At 32.0% G+C, this 19,064-nt stretch carries 19 protein-coding genes; 4 read left to right on the top strand and 15 right to left on the bottom strand.

Going from position 1 to position 19,064, the window contains the following annotated elements:
* Positions 1-35 precede the first annotated feature (35 nt).
* The 7 genes from murD to mraZ all read right to left on the bottom strand — a co-directional run bounded on the left by murD (position 36) and on the right by mraZ (position 7,863).
* A complete protein-coding gene (murD, locus tag JM82_RS15420; protein ID WP_145006110.1) occupies positions 36-1,373 on the bottom strand; it encodes a UDP-N-acetylmuramoyl-L-alanine--D-glutamate ligase in 1,338 nt (445 codons plus the stop codon).
* A gap of 43 nt (positions 1,374-1,416) precedes the next feature.
* Positions 1,417-2,649 (bottom strand): phospho-N-acetylmuramoyl-pentapeptide-transferase, encoded by a 1,233-nt coding sequence (gene mraY, locus JM82_RS15415; RefSeq protein WP_145006108.1) that lies wholly within the window; start codon positions 2,647-2,649, stop codon positions 1,417-1,419.
* A 65-nt stretch (positions 2,650-2,714) separates the two neighbouring features.
* Entirely contained in the window at positions 2,715-4,178 is a 1,464-nt protein-coding gene (locus JM82_RS15410; protein ID WP_145006105.1) for a UDP-N-acetylmuramoyl-L-alanyl-D-glutamate--2,6-diaminopimelate ligase, read from the bottom strand.
* Positions 4,175-6,127, bottom strand: a complete 1,953-nt coding sequence (locus JM82_RS15405) for a penicillin-binding protein (RefSeq protein ID WP_145006836.1) — start codon at positions 6,125-6,127, stop codon at positions 4,175-4,177. The genes JM82_RS15410 and JM82_RS15405 overlap by 4 nt, the downstream gene beginning before the upstream one ends.
* A 62-nt stretch (positions 6,128-6,189) precedes the next feature.
* Positions 6,190-6,507 (bottom strand): FtsL-like putative cell division protein, encoded by a 318-nt coding sequence (locus tag JM82_RS15400; RefSeq protein WP_145006103.1) that lies wholly within the window; start codon positions 6,505-6,507, stop codon positions 6,190-6,192.
* Between the two features lie 2 nt (positions 6,508-6,509).
* Complete coding sequence (gene rsmH, locus JM82_RS15395) at positions 6,510-7,409, bottom strand: 16S rRNA (cytosine(1402)-N(4))-methyltransferase RsmH (RefSeq protein ID WP_186439231.1); 900 nt, start codon at positions 7,407-7,409, stop codon at positions 6,510-6,512.
* Positions 7,393-7,863 carry a division/cell wall cluster transcriptional repressor MraZ gene (gene mraZ, locus JM82_RS15390; RefSeq protein ID WP_145006098.1) on the bottom strand — a complete coding sequence of 157 codons (471 nt, stop codon included), beginning with the start codon at positions 7,861-7,863 and terminating at the stop codon, positions 7,393-7,395. Before mraZ ends, rsmH begins: the two co-directional genes overlap by 17 nt.
* A 279-nt stretch (positions 7,864-8,142) precedes the next feature.
* On the opposite strand from mraZ, the gene JM82_RS15385 reads away from it, so the two are divergent.
* The gene (locus tag JM82_RS15385) at positions 8,143-8,907 is read left to right on the top strand and encodes an alpha/beta fold hydrolase (RefSeq protein WP_145006095.1); all 765 of its coding nucleotides are present in this window, start codon (positions 8,143-8,145) and stop codon (positions 8,905-8,907) included.
* A 72-nt stretch (positions 8,908-8,979) separates the two neighbouring features.
* Complete coding sequence (yihA, locus tag JM82_RS15380) at positions 8,980-9,585, top strand: ribosome biogenesis GTP-binding protein YihA/YsxC (protein WP_145006092.1); 606 nt, start codon at positions 8,980-8,982, stop codon at positions 9,583-9,585.
* Positions 9,586-9,675: 90 nt separating this feature from the next.
* Here the strand turns inward: yihA and JM82_RS15375 are convergent, their stop codons facing one another.
* From JM82_RS15375 to JM82_RS15360, 4 genes are all read right to left on the bottom strand, one after another.
* Positions 9,676-10,524 carry a pseudouridine synthase gene (locus JM82_RS15375; RefSeq protein ID WP_145006089.1) on the bottom strand — a complete coding sequence of 283 codons (849 nt, stop codon included), beginning with the start codon at positions 10,522-10,524 and terminating at the stop codon, positions 9,676-9,678.
* Positions 10,525-10,600: 76 nt separating this feature from the next.
* A complete protein-coding gene (locus JM82_RS15370; RefSeq protein ID WP_145006087.1) occupies positions 10,601-11,506 on the bottom strand; it encodes a geranylgeranylglycerol-phosphate geranylgeranyltransferase in 906 nt (301 codons plus the stop codon).
* Positions 11,507-11,651: 145 nt separating this feature from the next.
* A complete protein-coding gene (locus JM82_RS15365; protein ID WP_145006084.1) occupies positions 11,652-12,581 on the bottom strand; it encodes a mevalonate kinase in 930 nt (309 codons plus the stop codon).
* A 27-nt stretch (positions 12,582-12,608) separates the two neighbouring features.
* The gene (locus JM82_RS15360; RefSeq protein WP_145006082.1) at positions 12,609-13,691 is read right to left on the bottom strand and encodes a diphosphomevalonate/mevalonate 3,5-bisphosphate decarboxylase family protein; all 1,083 of its coding nucleotides are present in this window, start codon (positions 13,689-13,691) and stop codon (positions 12,609-12,611) included.
* Between the two features lie 208 nt (positions 13,692-13,899).
* Here JM82_RS15360 and JM82_RS15355 point away from each other — a divergent pair, with 208 nt between their 5' ends.
* Positions 13,900-14,460: a TetR/AcrR family transcriptional regulator gene (locus JM82_RS15355; protein WP_145006078.1), complete on the top strand. Its 561-nt coding sequence runs from the start codon at positions 13,900-13,902 to the stop codon at positions 14,458-14,460.
* Here the strand turns inward: JM82_RS15355 and JM82_RS15350 are convergent.
* The 3 genes from JM82_RS15350 to JM82_RS15340 are packed head-to-tail and all read right to left on the bottom strand — an operon-like array spanning position 14,457 to position 16,886.
* Positions 14,457-14,990: a DUF1697 domain-containing protein gene (locus JM82_RS15350; RefSeq protein ID WP_186439230.1), complete on the bottom strand. Its 534-nt coding sequence runs from the start codon at positions 14,988-14,990 to the stop codon at positions 14,457-14,459. The genes JM82_RS15355 and JM82_RS15350 overlap by 4 nt on opposite strands.
* 1 nt (position 14,991) lies before the next feature.
* On the bottom strand, positions 14,992-16,203 hold the full coding sequence (locus JM82_RS15345) for an NAD(P)/FAD-dependent oxidoreductase (protein WP_145006072.1): 1,212 nt from the start codon (positions 16,201-16,203) through the stop codon (positions 14,992-14,994).
* The gene (locus JM82_RS15340) at positions 16,200-16,886 is read right to left on the bottom strand and encodes a glycerophosphodiester phosphodiesterase (protein WP_145006069.1); all 687 of its coding nucleotides are present in this window, start codon (positions 16,884-16,886) and stop codon (positions 16,200-16,202) included. The genes JM82_RS15345 and JM82_RS15340 overlap by 4 nt, the downstream gene beginning before the upstream one ends.
* 85 nt (positions 16,887-16,971) lie before the next feature.
* On the opposite strand from JM82_RS15340, the gene JM82_RS15335 reads away from it, so the two are divergent.
* The gene (locus JM82_RS15335) at positions 16,972-17,778 is read left to right on the top strand and encodes a hypothetical protein (protein WP_145006066.1); all 807 of its coding nucleotides are present in this window, start codon (positions 16,972-16,974) and stop codon (positions 17,776-17,778) included.
* On the opposite strand, the gene JM82_RS15330 is transcribed toward JM82_RS15335, so the two are convergent.
* Entirely contained in the window at positions 17,773-19,059 is a 1,287-nt protein-coding gene (locus JM82_RS15330) for a DUF2254 domain-containing protein (protein WP_145006063.1), read from the bottom strand. The two genes, JM82_RS15335 and JM82_RS15330, sit on opposite strands and share 6 nt — an antisense overlap.
* Positions 19,060-19,064 lie beyond the last annotated feature (5 nt).

Here is a 19,064-nt window from a genome sequence, read left to right as displayed (position 1 = left end):
AGAACTAACTATATATTAAACAGTTTGATATCACATTAAAGGTTTCTTACAGCATCTTTAAACTGCCTACCTCTATCTTCATAATTTTCAAATAAATCAAAGCTTGCACATGCAGGAGACAACAACACACTATCTCCAGCTTCTGCCAACTTATAAGCTATTTTAACAGCTTCACTCATAAACTGTGTTTCAATAATAACATCGACCATTTTACCAAAGCTTGCCAACAGCTTTTCGTTATCAACACCCAAACAAATGATAGCCTTAACTTTTTCATTAATAAAAGGATATAATTCTTGATAATTATTACCCTTATCCACACCTCCAACAATCCAAACCGTAGGCGATTCCATACTATCCAAAGCAAAGTAAGTCGCGTTTACGTTTGTAGCCTTAGAGTCATTTATGTACTGCACTTTATTGATTTTAAGTACATTTTCTAAACGATGCTCCACACCTTGAAAATTTTCTAAACTTTCGCGTATTGTTTGTTTTCTAATTTGTAATAAATGTGCTACTGTTGAAGCAGCCATAGCATTTTTAGTATTGTGTTTTCCTTCTAGAGCGATATTTTTTGTTGGCATAATTATCTGATTATTATCAATTGTTATTATAATGTTGTCTTGATCCAAATACGCACCATTTTCTATTGTTTTAGTTAACGAAAACGGTAATAATGTAGCTTGAATGTTATTGTTATTTATATACTGCAAAATCACCTCATCATCTGCATCATATATTAAGTAATCTTCTTTTGTTTGATTTTGGGTAATCTTAAATTTTGAAGCGATATAATTCTCAAACTTATAATCATATCTATCCAAGTGATCAGGAACTATATTGGTAATTACTGCAATGTTTGGCTTAAAATTGATGCAACCATCTAATTGAAAGCTACTAATCTCTAAAACATAATTTTTGTAATTATGTTCCAAAACTTGTTTTGCAAAACTATCTCCAATATTACCTGCCAACCCAACGTCCAACTCTTGTTTTAACACATGATGCGTTAACATAGCTGTTGTTGTTTTACCATTACTACCTGTTATAGCAACAATGGTTGCGTTGGTAAATTGAATTGCAAACTCGATTTCTGAAATTACAGGCACTCCTTTATTAATAAGCGCTTTAACCATTGCCACTTTTTCAGGAATTCCTGGGCTTTTCATAACAAGATCAGCTTCTAAAATTTTATTATCAGAATGCTGTTCTTCCTCCCATTCAATCTCATTATGTATAAGAACTTGCTTGTACTTTTCTTTTATTTTTCCTTTATCAGAAACAAATACTGCGTAGCCATTTGCTTTTCCTAAAAGCGCTGTACCAACACCACTTTCTCCACCTCCTAATATGACTAGTTTTTGTTTTTTCATTTATATTTCAACGTATAGACTTTATTAATTTAAGTCTTAGCTTTTATCTTAATTTTAATGTTACTATCGACAGTATTGCAAGAAAAATTCCAACAATCCAAAAGCGAGTTACTATTTTACTTTCGTGATAGCCCTTTTTTTGATAGTGATGATGCAAAGGAGACATTAAAAATATGCGTCGTCCTTCTCCATATTTTTTACGTGTAAATTTGAAATAGCTAACCTGCAAAATCACTGATAATGATTCTGCGAAAAAGATTCCGCATAACACAGGAATCAACAACTCTTTTCTTACTGCTATTGCTATTACAGCGATAACACCACCTATTGTCAAACTACCTGTGTCTCCCATAAATACTTGAGCAGGATATGTATTGTACCATAAAAACCCGATTAATGCTCCTACAAAAGCAGCTATAAACACAACCATTTCACCCAGTCGTGGTATAAACATAACATTGAGATAATCTGAAAAAACGATGTTACCAGAGATAAAAGCAAATATTGCTAGTACAAAGACTATAATAGCCGAACTACCTGCTGCCAACCCATCGATACCATCCGTTAAATTAGCACCATTAGAAACTGCTGTGATTATAAATATTACTATTGGGATAAACACCAACCATGCATATTTAGCATAACCGTCTCCCATCCACGTCACCAAATTTGAATAGTCAAACTCATTATCTTTTACAAAAGGAATGGTTGTTTTTAGCGACTGTTCCTCCACATTAAATTCTCTTTCAGAACTTTGAGTTATTAATTCTGTTTCAAAAACTGGATTAACTTTTTCTGTTTTGATAGTAATTCCTGGATGGAAATACATTATCGAACCAACAAATAACCCTAAACCCACTTGTCCTAACACTTTAAACTTTCCGCTAAGGCCTTTTTTATCTTTTTTAAACACTTTTATATAGTCATCTGTAAATCCAACTGCTCCCATCCATAACATGGTTACAATTAACATGATGACATATATATTATCCAATCTTGCTAGTAATAGTACTGGCAGTAACGTAGCAAGAATTATAATAATTCCTCCCATAGTTGGCGTACCAGCTTTTTCTAACTGTCCATCTAAACCTAAATCTCTAACAGACTCTCCTACTTGCTTTTTTTGTAGCGCTACAATAATACGTTTACCGAATATTGTAGAAAATAACAATGATAAAATAATAGCCAGAGCTGCTCTAAATGTGATAAATTGAAACACACTAGCACCTGGAAATTGGTAGTTTTTTTCTAAAAATTCAAATAAGTAGTATAACATTTATATTGCTTTTTTATTTAGCTAAACCGTCTTAAATGGTGTTACGTTTAGCTTAACTTCAATTATTATTTTTGTAATTGTTTTAAAAAATCCTGAACTATTTTAAAATCATCAAAATCATGGCGTTTTCCATTTACCTCTTGATAGGTTTCATGTCCTTTACCTGCTATCAAAATAATATCGTTTGGATTTGCTAATTGACAAGCTGTTTTAATAGCTTGCTTTCTGTCAACAATTGACATTGTTTTTTTAAAATTTTGTGGTTCGACACCTTTTTCTATATCCTCTATAATTACTTCTGCTACTTCTGTACGTGGATTATCACTTGTAAAAATAACTTTAGTACTAAGCGCTGAAGCTATGTGCCCCATTTTTGGACGCTTAGTTTTATCCCTATCGCCACCACAGCCAACGACAGTAATTACGTCCTCGTTTTTAGTTCTGATATCGTTGATAGTTTCTAACACATTTTGCAACGCATCTGGTGTATGAGCATAATCTACAATAGCTGTTATTTTTTGATCAGAAATTATAAATTGAAAACGCCCACTTACACTCTCTAACTCACTTATCAACCTTAAAGTTTCTTCTTTTTCCAATCCTAAAAGTTCTGCAGTAGCAAAAATTGCAAGGATATTATAAGCATTAAAGTTCCCGATTAATCTAACCCAAACCTCATTATCATTAAGCTTTAACAACAAACCATTAAACTGATTTTCTAAAATCTGAGCCTTATAATCTGCAAAACTTTTTAAGGCGTAAGTATATTGTTTTGCTTTAGTGTTTTGAAGCATTACGCTTCCGTTTTTATCATCACCATTAGTTAATGCAAATGCTGTTTTAGGCAATTCGTCAAAAAATCTTTTTTTAACATCTCTATATTCAGCAAACGTATCGTGATAGTCCAAATGATCATGAGAAAGGTTTGTAAATATTCCGCCTTCAAACGTTAATCCTAATGTTCTATTTTGATGTATTCCATGAGAACTGACTTCCATAAAGCAAAACTCAACACCTTCATCATTCATTTGTTTTAAGTACCTATTGATAGTTAAAGAATCTGGTGTAGTATGCGTTGCAGAAAACTCCTGATTATCCACCATAATTTTTACTGTTGAAAGCAAACCAACTTTATATCCTGCTTTTTTAAACAATTGATACAAAAGCGAGGCAATCGTGGTTTTTCCATTGGTACCTGTTACACCAACTAACTTTAAGTTATCTGAGGGATTACCATAAAAATTTGAAGCCATTATTGCTAAAGCTGCGCTTGAGTCATCCACTTTAACATAAGTAACTCCAGCTTTAGTCACACTTGGAAGCCCCTCACACACAACAGCTATTGCGCCTTGTTGGATTGCACTTTCAATATACTGATGTCCATCTGTAAGACTACCTTTAACAGCCACAAAAACATCATTAATTGCTACATTACGAGAATTAAAATGAATATTGCGCACTAAGATATTTGTACTTCCTACAACTGCATCTAGCGTTACTTTATATAATATGTCTTTTAATGAAATCACGAGGCTTCTAAAACTATAGTTTGATTATCTTTTAATTTGGTGTTTTTATTAACTGACTGACTTTTTACAGTCCCTTGACCTTGACATTTAACATTCACTTTTACGTTCATGTTTTCTAACAAAGCCATAGCATCCATAACAGGTAATCCTGTTACATCTGGCATAATTGTTTTATAAGTATTTGCTATTTTATAATAGCTTTCATACTCTTTATCTACTTTTACATCCTTAACATTTAGCGATGCTACTTGATCAATTAATGGCGTATCTGTAAATATTTTTTGAGCTATTTTTTTAAACACTGGACCAGAAACATCAGCACCATAAAATCCTTTTTTAACACTAGGCTTATGGATCACCACAATACACGAATATTTAGGTTTGTCCACTGGAAAATATCCAGAAAACGAAGAAATGTAACGTGGATTTTTTGCCCAATCATCCATCCAATATTCTACCCTTGCAGTTCCTGTTTTACCACACATAGAAAAATAGTCCGAATACAATGATCTACCTGTCCCTTTAACAACCACATTTTTAAGCATTTCTTGAGCTGCGCGCAAGGTCTTGTCTGAACATATTTTTTCATTGATAATAGTTTTATCAAAAACCTCTATTTGCTTATTTAAATCCCTTACCTCTCTAATAAACCTTGGTTTAACCATAACACCATTATTTGCAACAGCATTATAAAACGTTAAAGTTTGTAAAGGTGTAATTTTAAGATTATAACCATAAGCAATAGACGGTAAAGCGTTACGACTCCATTTACCATCTCCTGGTCTAGGAATCATTGGTTGACCTTCTCCTTTTATAGAAATTCCTAATTTTTTATCTAAATTCCAACTACTTAAAATATCTATAAAGCGGTTTGGATCCTTTGCATAGGCGTTGTCTACAATTGTAGCTAATCCAATATTTGAAGAGACTTCAAATGCTCTGGCTGCAGATATCTTTCCATTACCATGAGAATCTTTTATACCTCTACCATAAAATACCTTATAACCATTTCCCGTATCAACAACATCTGACGTATCAATTTTGTTATCTTCCAGAGCAGCCATTAAAGCCATAAGCTTAAACGTAGAGCCAGGCTCATGCGCTTCATAAACCGCATAGTTTCTTTTTTCCCAATAATGACCTGATGCTGTTTTACCTAAATTTGAAATAGCTCTAATTTCACCTGTTTCAACTTCCATCACCACAACTGTTCCATGCTCTGCTTGATACAACTCTAATTGTTCTAGTAATGCATGATGCGCAATATCTTGTATATTAACATCAATAGTAGTATACACATCAAACCCATCTTTAGGCTCAACTTGATCGTAATCTAAAATAGGCTTCCATTGTCCTTTACCTATTTTTTGTTTTAGACGCTTACCATCTTTTCCTCTTAAATAATCGACACCAAAAGCACCATCTATACCTGCTCTGGTCACATTACCTTCATCATCAGTACGCTCATAACCAATAGTTCGTTGTGCAACTTCACCCAAAGGATGTTCTCTTTTAACTTTTTGCTCTACTATTAAACCACCTTTAAAAGCTCCTAATTTTAATAAAGGAAATTCTCTAAATTTTAAATACTCCGAGTAGCCAATATTTCTAGCTAATAAAAAATAACGATTTTTATTAGCTCTAGCTTTCCCTAATTCTTTTTGATAAAAACTTGAAGGCTTACCTGTATAGTTTGATAAGGCATCACTTAATGGTTTCAAGTTAGCTTTAAAGTTTTTGTCTGAAGGTGTAATGGCATCAAACAAGATATCATACTTAGGTATTGATGTTGCCAACAAACTACCATCTGCAGAATAAACATTACCTCTGTTTGCTGGTATAACCACGTCCTTAATAGCACGCTTATCTGCCAAAGCCCTATACTTATCACCTTGCACAACCTGAATGGTTAACAATTTTCCAACCACAAGCAGCCCAAAGATGAACATACATCCTGCGACAAAATATAATTTGTTTAATATGTTCTTTTCGTTTACTGCCACGAGTGGAACTAAGTTTGCGGTTTAACAATTATTTTTTTTGGCGGAATAACAGAAGGCGCCAAACCTTTTTCTTTCATTTTTTTTACAACAGAAGATTCCATTTTTAACTGCATAAGTTTGGTTCTTCCATCATACAACTCGGATCGCAACTCTTTAACTTGATTGTTAAGCTTTGCAATTTGATGTACTTTTTTATCTAGACTATGCGAACTTGCTATCATTACAATAGCTAAAACCGAAAGAAATATGATAAGCTTCCAGTTTTTAAATGAATCTTCGCTGACTAAAAAAGTCCCTCTTAATATGCTATAGATACTTTTTTTCAATGTTATATCTTTTCAGCAATACGCAACTTTGCACTTCGCGCTCTGTTATTAATTTTAATTTCTTCTTTAGATGGGATTATTAATCCTCCAACTTTTTTTAATGGCACTTCAAAACGACCAAAAACATCACGCTCTGGCTCTCCTTCAAATAATCCATTTCTAATAAATCGTTTTACCAATCTATCTTCTAAGGAGTGATAAGAAATCAAACTTAAACGACCCTCTGGCTTTAAAACCTCAGGTGTTTGTTGTAAAAATTCTTTTAAAGCCTCTATCTCTTGATTTACTTCAATCCTGATTGCTTGATAAATCTGAGCTAATATTTTGTTTTCATGCTTAGGCGACAAAAATCTTTGTAGCACCTTTTTAAGCTGATCACTAGTTTTAATTATTTCGTTTTTACGATGCTCTACAATTAAACCTGCCATTGCTGGTGCAGCACGAAGCTCTCCATATTGCAACAGCACTTGTTTTAACTGCTCCTCATCATACTCATTAATAACATGAAACGCAGACAAAGTATCATTTTGATTCATCCTCATATCCAAATCTGCTTCAAAACGCGTCGAAAACCCTCTAGAAGCAACATCAAATTGATGTGATGACACGCCAAAATCAGCCAAAATACCATCCACTTGCTTTACACCATGAAAACGCAAAAAACGTTTGATATATCTAAAGTTTTCATGTATTAGAGTAAATCGTGGATCATCGATTGCATTTTCCAATGCATCAACATCTTGATCAAAAGCATATAGCTTTCCGTTTTCACCCAAGCGACTTAAAATCTCTTTACTGTGTCCACCACCTCCAAAAGTAACATCCACGTAAATTCCGTCTGGCTTAATAGCCAAACCATTTACTGTTTCGTTTAATAATACTGGATTATGATATGCTGTCATACTCTTCATCTTGACCCATTACCTCTTCAGCTAAATCAGCAAAATCATCTGCTGCATCATCAATAGCTTTTTCATACTTCGTTTTATCCCAAATTTCTACAATATTAACCGCTGAAGACATCACGATATCTTTAGCAATAGATGCAAACTCAACTAAATCTTTTGGTATTAGCAAACGACCGTTAGCATCGACTTCAACAATTTTTACTCCAGCAGTAAACCTGCGGATAAAGTCATTGTTTTTCTTTTTAAAACGATTAAGTTTGTTCACTTTTTGCATTAAAGCATTCCATTCTTGCATTGGATACAACTCCAAACATTCCTGAAATACTGCACGTTTTAAAACAAAGCCATTTTGCAACTCAGGAGCCAACTGTTTTTTCAGCGCAGCAGGTAGCATAAGCCGTCCTTTTGCGTCTACTTTACATTCGTATGTTCCTATTAATGAGTTCACAACCGTTTTTAATTGTCAGAATTTGTAAAAATCAAATATATTGAAAATTTTACCACATTTTACCACATTTTACCACTTTGTTGATAAGTATTCCAATTTTAACACCTTTTAGGAGACAAATCAAGTCCAAGCTTAAACAAAGTCAACAAACCAAGCCGAAATCTTAGGTGGGAAATTTTGCTTTTTATTAACACGACAGACACTTAACTAAATGATTAAAATGTCTGTTTTTTAAATGAATTAGTTATATTTGCTTTTGATGTAAACTACTAGCCATTAATGACGCGTATACTTAAAAAAGAAGGAAAATTCAACTATATTGAAGTTGGTGAAGGACAACCAATAATTGTACTTCACGGACTAATGGGAGGTTTAAGTAATTTTGATGCTGTGACCACTTTTTTTAGCACAAATGGATACAAAGTAATTATCCCAGAACTGCCTATTTATAGCATGTCCTTACTTAAAACAAATGTCAAAGCATTTGCTAAATACCTATACGATTTTATTGCTTTTAAAGAACTTGATAACGTCATTTTGCTAGGCAACTCATTAGGAGGACACATTGGCTTATATCACACAAAAATGCATCCTGACAAAGTAAAAGCTTTAGTAATAACTGGTAGCTCTGGATTATACGAAAGCGCAATGGGTGGAGGATACACTAAACGAAGTGATTACGAGGTAATTAAAAAGAAAGCGCAAGAGGTATTTTACGATCCTGCAGTAGCCACAAAAGAAATAGTGGACGAAGTTTATGAAACCGTTAACGACCGAAATAAACTTATTAAAACTTTAGCTATTGCAAAAAGTGCTATTAGACATAATATGGCTAAAGACTTACCTAAAATGACTGTTCCGACTTGTATAATTTGGGGTAGAAATGATGGTGTAACACCACCAGAAGTTGCAGAAGAATTTAATTTATTACTTCCTGACTCTGATTTATTTTGGATCGAAAAATGTGGTCATGCTGCGATGATGGAGCATCCTGAAACTTTTAATCAAATATTATTTGATTGGTTTAAAAAACGTGATATTTAATATCTTACCAGTCTTACAATATAACTTAATATAAGATTTTTGGTTTAACCGAAATCAAAACACTAGTAATACATGCATATTAAATCTGCCGAGTTTGTAACCAGTAATTCTGATGCTTCAAAGTGTCCTAAAGATCGCATACCAGAATATGCTTTTATTGGTAGAAGTAACGTTGGAAAGTCGTCCTTAATCAATATGCTTACAAGCAGAAAAAGTCTAGCTAAAACATCTAGAAGACCAGGAAAAACCCAACTAATCAACCATTTTATAATAAATAAAGATTGGTTTTTAGTTGATTTACCAGGTTATGGTTATGCTAAAGTATCCAAGAGCACAAAGAAGGTGTTTCAAAAATTTATAACACATTATTTTGAAAACCGAGAGCAATTAGTAACTGCATTTGTACTTGTGGATATTAGACATAAACCACAACCTATAGATCAAGAATTTATGCAATATTTAGGAGAAAGCGGAATACCTTTTTCTATCATATTTACAAAAGCAGATAAGTTAAAACCTAAAGCTATTGAAAATCACGTTGAAGACTATAAAACAATACTGTTAGAAACATGGGAAGAAATGCCAAATTACTTTATAACATCTTCTAGCAAAGACATTGGTAAAGATGACGTACTAAACTACATTGATGGATTAAATGAAAACATCATAATTGAATAGTATCCGCCAAAAACGTTACCAACTTAAAATTATAACAAACAAAAAAACTCGCTATTAAAGCGAGTTTTTTTGTTTTGTTAGAGATATAAACTACATCATTTTTAATGTGTTAACCTCTTGTTCTGATAATATTTTCCAATTACCTCGTGGTATATCTTTTTTAGTTAAATGCGCTATTTGAACACAATCAATTCTAACTAATTCATATTTTAAATGCTCAAATATTGTATGCAAAATAGTGTTTCCTGTGTTTTTAATTTTTACACCAACTTCATTCTTTGTATTATTTACATAGTCAATTTCTTCAACACCAACTTGTTTACCTTCAACCTTAAAACCTTCTCTGATTTTTTTAAGATCTTCCATTTTTAAGTTTTTATCCAACTCTAAATGAAATAATCTTTCAACACCTTTATTAGAATTAGTAAAACGTGCTACAATCTTTTCGTCGTTAGTAAAAAGTAATAAACCTGTAGAGTTACGTCCTAAACGTCCTATTGGCTTAATTCTAGAACTTGAAGCATTAGCTACTAGGTCCATAACGGTTCTACCTTTTTGTTCACTTGTAGTTGTAGCAAACCCTTTTGGCTTGTTTAATAAAACGTAAGCCTTCTTTTCTGGATTAATTCTAGCTCCATCGTATCTTACTTCATCCTCTAGCTTAACTTTATAACCCATCTCTACCACAACTTTACCATTTACGGTAACTAAACCCATTGCAATATGTTGATCAGCTTCTCTTCGAGAACACATCCCAGAATTAGCTACGTATTTATTTAATCTGATTAAATCAGAGTTAGTAGCGCTTGTAGGCTTTGCTTTTGGAGCAACTTTCTTTTTTATAGGTGCATTGCCTCTAGCAAAAGTTTTGCTTTTAGCATTATCACTTCCTCGTCCTGAAGACTTTCCTTTATCATTACCACCTTTATGTCTACTCATAATATAATTTTTTGCAAATCTACAACGAATTTTTCATCTGTTGTTAATTATCGTATGAATGTTAATGATTTAACCACTAAAGAATTCGATTTAAAACTAAATCAATATTGATTAGCAGTATACTAAACACTCCTGCTACGATTATTATTTTTAAGATATTATGCAACCACAAATAGTGTGTTTTAGTCACTGATCGCCATAATAAAAATAAATAGACAACCAACAGAGCCTCGCACACATAAAAATACAGATACATATATCCAATATCAAATTTTGCTATTAAAAAATAAACCGGAAACAACGTCGCTATAACCAAAACACTAATCATTTTTTTGGATGTGCGCTCACCATATACAATAGGGATAGTCCTATAGTTTAGTGTTAAGTCTCCTTTTATATTCTCCAAATCCTTAGTTAATTCTCTTATAGCAATTATTAAAAATAGAAACGTAGCATGAACAAATACTACTGACTTAAAATTATGATAGTAGACAAAAATTACAAAAAATGGTGTTAATGTCAATATTGACGACACTACATTACCTACAATAGGCATTTTTTTTAGTTTATGTGAATAAAACCAAATTGAAAAAATATAAAACGAAAAGAATAATACTGGCTTAAAAGACACGTAACTAGCCATTACTACTGCTGAAAAATTAAGGACAAAATAAAAAGACAACTTAGTATTTTGACTTACTAACTTATCTAACATTGTTTTGTTAGGCCTGTTGATTAAATCTTTTTCAGAATCGTAAAAATTATTAATTATATATCCTCCTGCAATTACAGCTGCTGTTGCTAAGACTAGCATTAGCAGATTAACATCAAACAACACCTTTTTTAGTGGTTTGTCCGAAGCAAAAATGTAAATTGACGCTAAATATTGTGCAAGGACTACAACTAGTATATTATAGCCTCTAATTACAGAAAACATACTAAAAAACTTAATAAGTATATGTTTTTGCTTTCTAGTGAGCATTAACTATTTATTAGATGTAATTTTTTTATAAATTTTATAAACCAAAACGATGAATGCTAATAACAGCAAAATCATGAATAACTGCCAAACGAATAAGCCTATTGAAAAATGATTTAGTTCTGTTTTCAAAAAATAATGGTGTGAATTAAAAATTATAAACCACTTCTAATTTATAGTCTTTTAAGGCTAATTGTGCTTTTTTAATATCAGGTGTAAAACCTAAGATATAACCTCCACCACCTGAACCACAAAGTTTTAAGTAATAGTCGTTAGTCTCTATTCCGTTTTTCCATAACTCATGGAATTGAGCCGGAATCATTGGTTTAAAGTTATTTAGCACAACTTTAGATAACTGCTTGGTATTTTTAAACAGCGATTTTATATCTCCTTTTAAAAAGTCATCTACACACGCATCTGTGTGCTTTATAAATTGATTTTTAAGCATTGTTCTAAACCCTTCTTTCTTCATGTTTTCCATAAAGATACTTACCATTGGAGCAGTTTCTCCAATAATACCAGAGTCTAACAAAAACACAGCACCTTGACCATCACTACTTTGTGTTGGTATACCTGTAGCTTCAATATTTTCTTTAGAATTTATTAAAATTGGTAAGCTTAAATAACTATTAAGCGGATCTAATCCCGAAGATTTTCCATGAAAAAAAGATTCCATTTCAGAAAAAATAGCTTTAAGCGTTAACAACTTTTCACGTGTCAAATTTTCTAAGACAGTAATTTTATCTTGTGCATACTTGTCATATATTGCTGCAACTAACGCACCACTACTACCAACTCCATATCCTTGCGGAATTGAAGAGTCAAAGTACATACCTGCTTTAACGTCTTTATTTAATGACTGTATATCAAAAACGACTAATGAATGGTCTATTTTAGACAAATAGTCAGCAAAGCGTTGTAAACTTTGATTTGATTGTTGCGCTACTTCCGATGGATTGTCCTCCATTTTTAGCGCACCATTATAAAAATTATAAGGTATTGACAGACCTTTAGAGTCTTTAATAATACCGTACTCTCCGAATAATAAAATTTTTGAATAAAATAAAGGGCCTTTCATAAGCAATTAAGCATTGGTTTTATAAAGTTACAACTGTTTTGCGCCAAAACCAATTTTATCACAAATATAGTGACCGTTTTGACAATATGCAACTAACTGTTCCTTAATGAATTCATAAATTTTATCTTTATATTTATCTGGATATAAGACATGTACATTAGCACCTGCATCTAAAGTAAAGCAAACAGGTAATCCTGTATCCTTCCTAAATTGCCAGATTTTATTAATAATTTCTAGCGTATTAGGTTTCATTAAAATAAAATAAGGCATACTTGTCATCATCATAGCGTGTAGCGTCAAGGCTTCACTTTCGACTAAAGCAATAAACTGATTTAAGTCTCCTGTTTCTAAAATTGATTTGATTGCGGTTATGTTGTCTACTGCTTGATCAAAACGTTGGCTAGCAAATGGGTGTCCATGCATTAAATTATGACCAACTGTGCTACTTACCTGTTTTTCTCCTTTATCAACCAATAATATAGTATCGTTATAGTTTTTAAAAATATCGTGAACTTTATACGGATATTTTACACCAAACAAATCGCTACTATCTTCAATTTTTGGGTGTTTACCCCAAACTACTAAATCACCTTCCACACTCCTACAAGCACTACCTGATCCTAATCTTGCTAAAAAGGATGCTTTTTGGATAAAATGCGCTTGAGATAATTCTGGATTTAATTGTTTTTCTATGCTCATTATACACAAAGCTAAAGCGCTCATACCTGATGCGGAAGATGCAATACCAGAACTATGAGGAAACGTGTTTTTAGTTTTAATAGTAAACTCAAATTCTTTTAAAAAAGGCACATAACTTTCAATACGCTTAAAAAACGTTTCGATTTTAGGATGAAAGTCAGGCTTTAATTCTTCATCTAAAAAAACCTTGAAGTCAAAACTATTATTACCTTTTTGCTTTTTAATATAATGCAACTCAGTAATTGTTTTACAAGAATCTAAAGTAAAACTGATTGATGGGTTTTCTGGAATTTGATGTTCTTTTTTTCCCCAATATTTAACTAGCGCAATATTACTTGGAGAAGACCAAGTTACACTTCCGTTATTTAGCTTATTTTGATAGTTTTTTAATAAAAAACGTGATAAATCCATCTAATAATTAAATTTATACAAATATAGCTTTAATATTTAAACTAATTTATTAATTTTGAGCACCGAATGAACATTCAATTTACTGATTAACAACCCTTAACAAATCGTTTGTCTTTCTAAAAAAATTTATAATGTTAACTGATAGGTAAAAAAAGTTCCCTTAAAACTTCGCCTCACCGCTTTTTACCATAAAATACAACCTGTCTAAATGGACAAAAAACAACGTATAATAATCACTATGTTAGAATTAGTGGTTAAACAAGGTGTACACGCTACACCTATGTCTCAAGTCGCCAAAGAAGCTAATGTAGCTGTTGGTACGATATACCATTATTTTGAAAATAAAAATGAGGTTATACAAGAACTATACAAGATGATTGTTCAAGATTATGGTGTGGTTTTAATGGCTAATTTACCTGAAGGCGATTTTAAAGCACAATTTGAAACCATGTGGTCCAATTTGTACAACTACTTTGTTGGAAACCCCTTAGCTTTTCAATTTGTCGAGTACGTTGCTGCACCACCAATTATATCTAAAGAGATTGTTAATCAATCTGTACCTTATATTGCTAACATTAGAGATTTCTTTTTAAAAGGAATTGAAGAAAAGCATGTTAGAAATGTACCTATAAGATTAATTTTGCAAATGGCTTTTGGAACCGTAATATCTGCAGTTAGACTAAAGAGTAACGAAGAATTGGACATGACAAAAGAGGAAATAGATCTAGCAATAGAAATGTCTTGGGATGCTATTCGAAACAAAAACTAATTTTTTATTAGCGATACTACCTTAGTAAGTGTTTTAAAATTTCTAGCGGTAGCTTTGATTTTTAATTTAGTTTCAAAAAAATTACTATTTGCCTTAGTCCTTCCATAACCTACACTTGAATAAAGATAGATACACTGGTTAGTTATAGTAAATTTTTCATTTGGAAAATCATAATTTGATAATGCTGTGATTTGACTTTGACTTGGAGCGTTATAAAGTAGAGCAAAATAGCTGTTTTCTTTTTCTGCATCAGTAAAAGGACATTTTTTAAATATTAAATCAAGGTCTGCTTTTGTTTTTACTAGAGTTGGTATGTTAAAACCAAAATGATTTAAAATAGACTCCTCTATCTTACTGGTTATAATTGCTTTGTCTTTTAAATCCGTTTTTAGTATAATATTACCTGTTTGAATATACGTTTTTACATCATTAAAGCCTATCTCTGATAACACTTGACGTAAATCTAGCATTTTTATTTTGTTGTGTCCTCCAACATTAATACCTCTTAAAAACACAATAAAAGTCTCCATATTAAATCTCAATATTTTTAGCCACAATGTAAGCTCCTGTCCATGCATTTTGGAAATTAAATCCACCTGTCAAGGCATCAACATTAATAATTTCGCCAGCAAAATACAGGTTACTATGCAATTTACTTTGGTAATTTTTAAAATTAACTTCCTTTAAATCTATTCCTCCTGCTGTAACAAATTCTTCTTTAAACGTACTTTTTCCGTCTACTTTAAAAATTGCTGTAGTTAATTGACCAGCCAAATCATCTAATTGGGATTTATTTAAATCTGCCCAACGCGTATCTTCAGTTATTCCTGCAGCTTCAACTAACATTTTCCATAACCGTTTTGGCATATCAAATTGTGCTGCTTTAAACACTGTTTTTTTAGACAAGTCTTGCTTATATGTTTTTAAATCTGACAGCACGTCCTCAAAATCTTGGTTTACAAAATTAACTTCAATATCAAATTTATACTCTTTTTTAGCCAAATCTAAAGCACCAAAAGCTGATAGTTTTAATATGGAAGGCGCACTCATTCCCCAATGTGTAATTAATAAAGGACCTGAAGACTCTAACTTAGTCCCTATTACTTTAACTGTTACGTTTTGAGCCACAACACCTGGAATATCTTTAATCCTTGCATCATTAATATTAAATGTAAACAATGAAGGTACAGGCTTGATAATAGTATGCCCTAACTGCTCTAAAAAAGACCAAATTTTAGGATTACTTCCTGTAGCCACAATAAGTTTTTTAGCTGTAAAATGGTCCGATTTTGTAACCACTTCCCATTGCTGGTCGATTGGGCTAAAACTTGTTACGGATTGATTTGTTAATACCTCAACATTATATTTATCAGCTTCGTTTAAAAAGCAATCAATAATGGTTTGCGAATTATTACTGGTTGGGAATATGCGTCCATCGTCTTCAATTTTTAATGATACGCCTCTATTTTCAAACCACTCCATAGTATCTCCAGTCATAAAGGTGTGAAAAGGTCCTAAAAGTTCCTTTTCACCTCTTGGATAGTAACTGGTTAATTCTTGCGGAACAAACTCGGCATGTGTTACATTACAACGTCCACCACCAGACACCTTAACCTTACCTAGTACATCTTTACCTCTTTCTAAAACAGCTATTTTTAAATTGGGATATAACTCACCAATGTTAATTGCTGCAAAAAAACCAGCTGCACCACCACCTATTATTATTACATCGTACTGTTTCATAATCTATCTGGAAAATCACTTATTATAGCATCAACATTATAGCTTTTCATACGTGCAATAGCTTGCTTAGTATTGACTGTCCAAACATTAACCTTATAACCTTGGTCTTGTGTTTGTTTAACATTGTCCTTACTTAACAATGCTAAATTAGGATGTATTGCTTTTGCATTAATCCGCTTAGCTAAAGCAACTGCTTGATTTACACTTGCTTTTGTTAAAACGCCTAATACTATATTAGGGTTGCAACTAAACACGTCAAGCAACTCTTTTTCTTGAAAACTACTAACAATAAAATGGTCCATTGTCCAATTTTTATTGTCCACGTAATCTTTAATTACAGCACAAGTTGGATTAGCGGTATGTTCGCCTTTTAACTCAATATTTATAAAAATTTTATTATCAATTAAATCTAATACTTCAGTTAGCGTTGGGATACTATGTAGATTTTCAACCTTTAATTGCTTTAATTCCGATAACGAAAATTTACCAATTTCTCCTGTACCATCCGTAATTCTATCTAACGTAAAATCATGAAAAACAACTAGCTCTCCTGTTTTGCACACGTGAACATCAATTTCGATCCCATCGACACCCAAATCCAAAGCCTTTTGGATTGACTCCAAAGTGTTTTCTGTCACATGACCTTTTGCTCCTCTATGACCAAATTTTAATATTTTGTTCATTAATTTTATAAATACTTTAAGATTACAAACTTTAGTCTGGCTTGTTATATGCCTATATTTAATCTTATTTTAAACATGACAATTTATGACTTTTCATTTAAAACCAATACTAGTTTTTGCATTACTTTTTATGTCTTGCAACACAGGAAAACTAACTGTAGTAGGATCCATAGATGGTGATTTGGACGAAGCTTCTGCAGCACAATTAATTAGTGGATCTGATTTAATTTGGACTATTGAGGATGCAGGTAATAAAAACAATGTGTATGGTTTAGACAAAAAAGGTAATATTATTAAAGATATAGATATTAGCAATATTAAAAACCATGACTGGGAAGACTTAGCTGCTGACAACAATGGGAATTTATACATTGGAGATTTTGGAAATAACTCAAGAAAACGAGACCACTTTTTTATATATAAAGTCAATAACATAGCAAACATTAAGGACAAAACAGAAGCTGAAACTATACGCTTTACATTACCTGATGATATTAAGTCTGAAGATTTTGAAGCTTTCTTTTTATGGAATAATGACTTTTATATTTTTAGTAAAGAGAATAAAAAAACAATGGTTATTAAAGTACCAAACACCATTGGGTCTCACGTTGCAACGTATGTTACAGACTACAAACTAAAAGGAAAAGATACACGTGTAACATCTGCAGACATCAGTCCTGATGGCTCTACCATTATACTATTAAATCATGATAGGATTTGGAAACTTACAAACTTTAAATCCGATGCTTTTTTTGATGGTAATGTAGAGAGCATCTCATTAAATCATGATAGTCAAAAAGAAGGTGTTTGCTTTATAAATAACACGTCTATTTATATTACAGACGAAGACTCTGGTAAAGAAGATAATAACATTTATAAGTTTAAATTATAGATTAAAAGATTTTAACCTGTCGTTTATTAATTTTAAATCCTCCTGATTACTTATAGCACTATTAGCATCTATTGATAAGCGTTTAACTTCGTTATCAATATCTGCTAAATAGCCTTTATTATCACAATCTATATTAAATGCTAAATGCTGAAATAGATTAATTAATTTATTAACTATAATAACGTCGTGCTTTGCATAAGTCCTAATTGGAGCCATAACAAAATATAGTAACTCTTTAAATGTCACAGAGCTAATTTTTACTACTGGTTTATTATCTTCCAACAAGATACTTATATCGTTTTTATACATTCTGCTTTGAAAAAGTTCTGCAAGATAATCTATCGCGATAATAGTTGTTCCAGGATCATTAATACCAGGAGACATCGCTTTTACAGCAATTTCGGTAATTTGCTTAAAGCCTAAAACGTAGTTGTCTTCTATAATCTCGTCTCTTGAAAAAAGAAAATAAGCTAATAAATCTTCAAGAGCTTCGTCTTTAAGTTTTGTTTTACTTTTAAATAAAGGCTTGTCCTTATATACGTATTGTCCTTTAATTGCTACAATTTCAAATTGATTGTCATTTTGTTTTGCGTGTTGACTAAAAGGGTCTAATATAATATCTTGCAAAAAGCCTGTTGCTGGTGACTTATAAACCGTCCAATCATCTGTATTTGGAAACTCTTGAGTTATATCTTCTTCTGAATGTATAAGTTTATCTAGTCTATTTTTAGCTTCATCAAATATGCGTTGCATGATACTATGAACCTGAATCTCTTGCGAAATAGAATGTATAAAATAAATAAAAGCACCTAAGCAGATAACCATAAATACAATAGCCAATAATACTGAAAAGCCTGGCAATTGGTTTTCGCCTCCATCAGGCTCTATACCTACCATAGTAAAGATGCAAAATAGCAACGTTGCGTTATATATACCTAATATTTTTTGATGACGCTTATTAGATATTAAACCAGGTAAGACTCTTGGCGAAAAGTTACTTGATGCTTGATTTAACAATATCATTACCATGGAAAAACTAAAAACCATTATAGAGATTAGTCCAGCAATAAACGTGGTTAAAATATTAAATGCAGTTTCTGAATTATTTATAACCAACAAAGGTACATTGTCTACTAAATAAGACGATATACCTCTATTTTCTGCATAGTACATAAAAAATGTAAACAGCAATCCTGTCAGGCTATAAACCGAAGGGTAAAAAGCAATTTTACTTTCAAGTTTTTTTAAATATTCAAAACCATTAACTATAACATTTTTCATTAATT

Source organism: Olleya sp. Hel_I_94 (assembly GCF_007827365.1).
GTDB lineage: Bacteria > Bacteroidota > Bacteroidia > Flavobacteriales > Flavobacteriaceae > Olleya.
This window is presented reverse-complemented; position numbering and strand designations above follow the sequence as displayed.